The organism is Micromonospora sp. D75 (assembly GCF_018070405.1).
Classification (GTDB): Bacteria; Actinomycetota; Actinomycetes; order Mycobacteriales; family Micromonosporaceae; genus Micromonospora; species Micromonospora chalcea.
The window spans coordinates 1-5,891 of sequence record NZ_JAGPXV010000367.1 but is presented as its reverse complement, the minus strand read 5'-3'; the positions used below and the strand labels follow the sequence as shown (position 1 = coordinate 5,891).

6 protein-coding genes and 2 pseudogenes are annotated in these 5,891 nt (G+C 72.7%); 7 read left to right on the top strand and 1 reads right to left on the bottom strand.

Annotated elements, in window-relative coordinates; translation table 11 throughout:
* The 4 genes from KBX39_RS20585 to KBX39_RS20570 form a co-directional block, all read left to right on the top strand.
* A partial coding sequence (locus KBX39_RS20585; RefSeq protein WP_210872020.1) for a hemolysin family protein occupies positions 1–1,130 on the top strand: 1,130 nt, incomplete at its 5' end.
* The gene (locus KBX39_RS20580) at positions 1,123–1,509 is read left to right on the top strand and encodes a hypothetical protein (RefSeq protein WP_030503128.1); all 387 of its coding nucleotides are present in this window, start codon (positions 1,123–1,125) and stop codon (positions 1,507–1,509) included. The genes KBX39_RS20585 and KBX39_RS20580, both read left to right, overlap by 8 nt.
* On the top strand, positions 1,506–2,402 hold the full coding sequence (era, locus tag KBX39_RS20575; RefSeq protein WP_064448689.1) for a GTPase Era: 897 nt from the start codon (positions 1,506–1,508) through the stop codon (positions 2,400–2,402). Before KBX39_RS20580 ends, era begins: the two co-directional genes overlap by 4 nt.
* Positions 2,403–2,552: 150 nt before the next feature.
* Positions 2,553–3,731 (top strand): acyltransferase, encoded by a 1,179-nt coding sequence (locus KBX39_RS20570; RefSeq protein WP_247660398.1) that lies wholly within the window; start codon positions 2,553–2,555, stop codon positions 3,729–3,731.
* Positions 3,732–3,737: 6 nt separating this feature from the next.
* Here the strand turns inward: KBX39_RS20570 and KBX39_RS20565 are convergent, their stop codons facing one another.
* Entirely contained in the window at positions 3,738–4,517 is a 780-nt protein-coding gene (locus KBX39_RS20565) for a DUF4097 family beta strand repeat-containing protein (protein ID WP_104115969.1), read from the bottom strand.
* Positions 4,518–4,619: 102 nt separating this feature from the next.
* Between KBX39_RS20565 and recO the strand changes: the two are divergent.
* The 3 genes and pseudogenes from recO to KBX39_RS20550 form a co-directional block, all read left to right on the top strand.
* Positions 4,620–4,940 (top strand): annotated as a pseudogene (gene recO, locus KBX39_RS34095) (DNA repair protein RecO); the annotation flags it as partial.
* Positions 4,935–5,534, top strand: a pseudogene (gene uppS / locus KBX39_RS20555) (polyprenyl diphosphate synthase); the annotation flags it as partial. The pseudogenes recO and uppS, both read left to right, overlap by 6 nt.
* Positions 5,535–5,604: 70 nt before the next feature.
* Positions 5,605–5,790, top strand: coding sequence for a hypothetical protein (locus KBX39_RS20550; RefSeq protein ID WP_013287960.1), 186 nt, complete (start codon positions 5,605–5,607; stop codon positions 5,788–5,790).
* The last annotated feature ends 101 nt before the right edge of the window (positions 5,791–5,891 follow it).

The window sequence follows — 5,891 nt, the reverse complement described above, 5'->3', positions numbered from 1 at the left end:
CCACCACGCTGGTCGCGCTGGTGGCTGTGGACACGTTCGGCGCGGGCTGGCGGGCGGCGCTGGTGACCGCCGGCGCGATGACGGTGGTGAGCTTCGTGGTGGTCGGGGTCGGGCCGCGCACGATCGGCCGCCAGCACGCGTACGCGGTCGGCCGGGCGGTCGCGCCGCTGGTGCGCTGGCTGGGCCGCGCGCTCAACCCGCTGGCGTCGCTGCTGATCCTGATCGGCAACGCGGTCACCCCGGGCAAGGGCTTCCGCGAGGGGCCGTTCGCGACCCAGGTGGAGCTGCGGGAGCTGGTCGACCTGGCCGAGCAGCGCGGCGTGGTGGAGCACGGCGAGCGCCAGATGATCCACTCGGTCTTCGCGCTCGGCGACACCATCGCGCGCGAGGTGATGGTGCCGCGTACCGAGATGGTGTGGATCGAGGAGCGCAAGACGCTCGCCCAGGCGCTGGCGTTGTTCCTGCGCTCCGGGTTCAGCCGCATCCCGGTGATCGGCGAGAACGTCGACGACGTGCTCGGCGTGCTCTACCTCAAGGACCTGATCCGGCGGGTGCAGGGCGACCAGGGCGCCCGGCAGATGCCGGTGGCCGAGCTGATGCGCCCGGCCACGTTCGTGCCGGAGTCCAAGCCGGTGGACGACCTGCTCTCGGAGATGCAGGCGGCCCGCAACCACCTGGTCATCGTGGTCGACGAGTACGGCGGCACCGGTGGGCTGGTCACCATCGAGGACATCCTGGAGGAGATCGTCGGGGAGATCACCGACGAGTACGATGTCGAGCGCCCGCCGGTCGAGCATCTGCCGGACGGGGCCGTGCGGGTGACCGCGCGGCTGCCGGTGGAGAATCTGGGCGAGCTGTTCGACACCGAGCTGCCCACCGACGAGGTGGAGACGGTCGGTGGCCTGCTGGCGCAGGCGCTCGGCCGGGTGCCCATCCCGGGCGCCGAGGCCGAGGTGGCCGGCCTGCGGCTGATGGCCGAGGGCACCACCGGCCGGCGCAACCGGATCGACACGGTTCTGGTGAGCCGCGTCGACCGGGGCGACGCGCCGGAGGGCGCGAACCGAAACGACCCGCCCGATTCCCGTGGCGACAACAACCGTTCCGAGGAGAGGCAATCCGCCGATGCCTGAGACACCCGCCGTGCCCGCCGCCCTGCCCACCCCGGCTGATCCGGCCGAGCTGAGCGCCGAGGACGCCAAGCTCGTCGTGCTGGCCCGGGGCGCGCGGGGCCGGGTGGCGGCAGTGGAGGGCGCCGCGGTCCGCGACCAGGACGGCCGGACGTACGCGGCGGCGAGCGTGGCGCTGCCGTCGTTGACGCTCACCGCGCTCCAGCTGGCTGTCGCTTCGGCGGTGGCGGCGGGCGCGAGCCGGCTGGAGGCCGCTGTGGTGGTGACCGAGGCGTCGACGCTGGACGGGGCGGGGCACGCGGCGGTGCGTGACCTGTCCGCCGACGCGCCGATCCACGTGGCCGCGCCGGACGGCGCCGTGCTCGGCACGGTGGTCGAGTGACCACGCCTGAGGCGCGTCCCTACCGGGCCGGTTTCGCCTGTTTCGTCGGGCGGCCGAACGCCGGCAAGTCGACGCTCACGAACGCGATCGTCGGCACCAAGATCGCGATCACCTCGAACAAGCCGCAGACCACCCGGCACATCATCCGGGCGGTGCTGCACCGGCCGGACTCGCAGCTCGTGCTGGTCGACACCCCGGGCCTGCACCGCCCCCGGACGCTTCTCGGTGAGCGCCTCAACGACCTGGTCCGGGAGACGTGGAGCGAGGTCGACGTGATCGGCCTGTGCGTGCCGGCGAACGAGCCGGTCGGCCGGGGCGACCGCTTCATCACCGGCGAGCTGGCGAGCCTGAAGGCCACCGTGCTGGCGGTGGTGACGAAGACCGACCTGGTGGACAAGAAGCGGCTGGCCGAGCAGTTGCTGGCGGTCAGCGAGCTGGGCGAGTTCGCCGCCGTGGTGCCGGTCAGCGCGGTCTCCGGGCACCAGGTCGACACGCTCGTCGACGTGATGACCGGCTACCTGCCGCCCTCGCCGCAGCTCTACCCGGACGACATGCTCACCGACGACCCGGAGCAGGTCCTGGTGGCGGAGCTGGTCCGCGAGGCGGCGCTGGAGGGCGTACGCGACGAGCTGCCGCACTCCATCGCGGTGGTGGTCGAGGAGATGATCCCGGAGGGCAACCTCACCAAGATCTACGCCGACGTGTACGTCGAGCGGTCGAGCCAGAAGGCCATCGTCATCGGCCACCGGGGCAGCCGCCTCAAGCACGTCGGCACCACCGCCCGGCGGCAGATCGAGGAGCTGCTGGGCACCCGGGTCTACCTCGACCTGCACGTACGGGTGGCGAAGGACTGGCAGCGCGACCCGAAGCAGCTGCGCAAGCTCGGCTTCTGAGCCCTCGGCCGGGCGTGCTCGGCGACGAGTGATCAGGATCAGTCAGGCCTATGGGACATCTCACTTTTCATAGGCGTCTGTGGTTGTTTCGAGGTGTCCGGGAGCAGGGTAGGGACCATTGTCTCTGCCCCCGGACCCCGCCGCGAGCTGATGCGAAACCGCTATCTGGACCTGCTGCGCTTCCTGGCCATCCTCCGAGTCGTCACGTACCACGTCACCGGCTACGCCACGCTCACGCTGGTGTTCCCGGCGATGTCGGTGATGTTCGCCCTGGCCGGGTCGCTGATGGCCGCGTCGCTGGACCGCAGCGGGGTGGGCGCGGTCGGGCGGCGGCTGCGCCGGCTGCTGCCGTCGCTGTGGGTGGTCGCCGCCGTCTTCGTGCCGGCCATGCTGCTCACCGGGCTGGCGTTCGGCCCGAAGGTGCTGCTCTGGCTGTTCCCGATCAGTGACCCGCCGGCCAACTACTGGGGCGGGCTGGCGCTCAGCCCGATCTGGTACCTGCGGGACTACCTGTGGTTCGTGCTCGCCTCACCGTTCGTGCTGTGGCTGTTCCGCCGGGCGCCGCTGCCCACGCTGGCCGCGCCGTACCTGCTCCTGGTCGCGATCGAGGCCGGCATCCTGGCGAACCCGCCGACGGTGCTGCGCGAGTTCGGCCTCTACTTCGGCGCCTGGCTGCTCGGCTTCGCCCACCACGACGGGCTGCTGCGCCGGATGCGCAACCGGGTGCTGCTGCCGGTGGCCGCCGTCGTCGGCGCGGCCGGCCTGGCCTGGATCTTCACCCACCCGGGGCCGCGCGGGTACGACATCAACGACATCCCGCTGGGCAACGCGCTCTGGTCGGCCGCGTTCATCCTGGTCGCGATCGGCCGCGCGCCGGCCGGGGTGACCTGGGTCGACCGCGTGCCGGCGTTCGGCCGCGCGGTGACGGTGGTGAACCGGCGCGCGCTGACCATCTACCTCTGGCACATGCCGTTCGTGGTGGCGCTCACCCCGCTCGTCGGCCTGGTCGGCTGGTCGCCACGCGACCCGGTCGGCCTGTGGCTGCGGGTGGGGCTGGTCTTCGCGCTGGTCGGCGTGGTGACGCTGATGGTCGGCTGGGTCGAGGACGTGGCCGCCCGGCGTACCCCGGAACTGCTTCCCGGCAGGCCGCGGCGGACCGTGGCGGAGCGGCCGGCGGCCGCCCCGGCCAGCCCGGCTCCCGCCGGCGCCCAGGACGGGCTGGTGGGCGCCGGCGCCCGGATCCCGTCGCCGCGCCGCGCGGTGGACCGGGTGGACGACCCGCCGCCGGGCGCGGGCGGCCACCGGCGGGACGCCCCGGCCGCCGACTGACCGCGCTCAGCGGCTGGTGACCGTCACGTTCCCGCTGGTGGCGGAGACGTCCAGCAGCACTGACGCGCCCGGGTCGTCGGTCACCGTCACGTCGGTGTCCCCGGATCTCGCCTCGGCCCGCACCCGGTAGCGGCCGGCCGGCACGGCCAGGTCCACGTCCCCGCTGGTGGCGTGCAGCCGGGCCGGAGCGGGCTGGTCCAGTTCCACGACGACGTTGCCGGAGGTGGTCTCGGCGTCGACCGCGGAGGCGAGGCGGCGGGCCTCGATGTCGCCGGAACGGGCCCGCAACCGCACCGGGCGGGCCGCCTCGACCACCCGGATGTTGCCGGACGTGGACGACGCGCGGACCTCTCCGGTGGCGCCCCGGATGGTCAGGTCGCCGGAGCTGAGCGTGAACTCCACCGCCCCGATCTCGGTCAGGTCGACGTTGCCCGAGGCGGTCCCGCCCTTCACCGCCACGCCGGGCGGCGCGGTCACCTCCCAGGAGATGCTGCACCGGTGACCGCAGTCGGTGGGTAGCACGAGTTCGTCGCCCTTGATCTCGTACCGGCTGGTCGGCTCGTCGCCCTGGTAGCGGACGACGCGCTTGATCCGTACCTGGTCGGCCGGGCCGTTGGCCCGGACCACGACGTCCCCGGCGCCGTCTTCCGTCACGGTGATCCGGGTGATCTTCGCCTGCTCGGTGTGGTCGTAGTCGAGCCGGCGGAACGAGAGGGTGTCACACCCGGAGAGAACGATGAGCGTGGCGGCAGCGGTCGCGGCCACCGCGGTACGGAGCGAAGCCATGGCCAGCACACTAGGTCCGGCCCGGCGCCCGGCACATCGGGGATCGCCCGCCGGTCCACCCCGAGCCGACCCTGAGATCGCACCCGGAGGGAGAATGGCCTGATGGCCGGGTACCGCCGACAGCTCTACCGCGACGACGCGGTGGTGCTGCGTGTGCAGAAGCTGGGCGAGTCCGACCGGATCATCACGCTGTTCACCCGCCGGCACGGCCGGTTGCGCGCGGTGGCCCGGGGCGTGCGGCGCACCACGAGCCGGTTCGGCGCCCGGCTTGAGCCGTTCGGGCACGTCGACCTCCAGCTCGCCGGTGACCCCAAGGGCAACCAGGGCAGCTCGCTGCACACCGTCAGCCAGGTCGAGGCGATCGAGCTGTACGGCAAACGGTTCCTCGGCGACTACCCCCGCTACACGGCCGCCAGCGCGATCGAGATGGGGATCCCCTACCTGTCGGCGTACGCGTTCTCCACCGAGAACTGGCGGCGCTCGCCCGACGAGGTCCGCTTCCTGATGGGCTTCAACCGCGACGTCATCCGTCGCCGCCGCGACCAGCTCGTCGACCTGGGCGTACGGGTGGTCTGGTCGGGCCGCGCGGGCCGGCTGTGGAAGAGCGTCATCTCCGAGCTGCAGACCGCCGAGGAGATGTCGCGCGGCAACTCGACGCTGACGCTGCAGTTCTGCGTCAACTACGGCGGCCAGGCGGAGATCGCCGACGCCGCCGCCGGGATCGCCCGCGACGTCGCCGCCGGCAAGCTGGACCCGGCCAAGGTGAACGAGAAGACTGTCGCGCGGTACCTCTACCACCCCGAGGTGCCCGAGGTCGACCTGTTCCTGCGCCCCTCCGGCGAGCAGCGCATCTCCAACTTCCTGCTCTGGCAGACCGCGTACGCCGAACTGGTCTACCTGGACACGCTCTGGCCCGACTTCGACCGCCGCCACCTCTGGTACGCCTGCGAGCTGTACGCCCAGCGCGACCGCCGCTTCGGCGGCGCCCTGCCCAACCCGGTCGCCCCGGGCGCCTGAGGGGGCAGGCTTACCGGCGCGCCGCTCTGGGTACCGATACCTCCAGACAGCAAACGCGGAGGTGAACCACATGATTCAGAAGCGGATCGCGCAGTGGGCGGTCATGGCGGTCGCCGTGCCGCTGGCGGCGGCCGGCGCGCGCCGGCTCAGCCACACCCTGGAGGCCCGTCGCGGCCCGTCCGGGGTGAGCCGTCTGCTGACCAAGGGCGCCGACCTGATCCGGCCGCAGAAGGCCAGGCGTCGCCGGTTCTTCTGACCTGCGACGTCGGCCCGACCGGTACGCCCCGCATCCGGCTTTCCCGCCGGGCGCGGGGCGTTGCGCTCTACGATCGGCGCAGGGCGCGCCGCCGGGTGCGC

Bases quoted from the DNA above. Each gene is read 5' to 3' on its own strand.
- KBX39_RS20580 (WP_030503128.1), top strand. From the start codon at position 1,123: ATGCCTGAGACACCCGCCGTGCCCGCCGCCCTGCCCACCCCGGCTGAT.
- KBX39_RS20570 (WP_247660398.1), top strand. From the start codon at position 2,553: ATGCGAAACCGCTATCTGGACCTGCTGCGCTTCCTGGCCATCCTCCGA.
- KBX39_RS20565 (WP_104115969.1), bottom strand. From the start codon at position 4,517: ATGGCTTCGCTCCGTACCGCGGTGGCCGCGACCGCTGCCGCCACGCTC.
- KBX39_RS20550 (WP_013287960.1), top strand. From the start codon at position 5,605: ATGATTCAGAAGCGGATCGCGCAGTGGGCGGTCATGGCGGTCGCCGTG.